We start from the raw sequence: 246 nt of genomic DNA on the forward strand, positions 1-246 counted from the left end.
GCTTGCACAGGATCACCAGATCGTCCGCGTAGGTCACGATTCGACTACCAAGACTGCGCTGAAGTCCGAGCCTTTTCCATGCCAGCACAAACCGGCGCATGTAAATATTCGCCAGCAGTGGTGAGATTACGCCTCGTACAATGTTGCATACTTTTCACTCCGTCGTCTGAATCATTCGGATTTTCGCTGGCGAGAGCCCCCGGCTGTGGATCGATCCTGAACACAACGACGATTTCATCCTTGTGG

The 246-nt window shown here is 52.8% G+C and carries 1 protein-coding gene; it reads right to left on the reverse strand.

Annotated elements, in window-relative coordinates; genetic code table 11:
• Positions 1 to 44: 44 nt before the first annotated feature.
• On the reverse strand, positions 45 to 246 hold a 202-nt coding region (locus tag FSO04_RS47330), incomplete at its 5' end, for a hypothetical protein (protein WP_206753094.1).

Source organism: Paraburkholderia madseniana (assembly GCF_009690905.1).
GTDB lineage: Bacteria > Pseudomonadota > Gammaproteobacteria > Burkholderiales > Burkholderiaceae > Paraburkholderia > Paraburkholderia madseniana.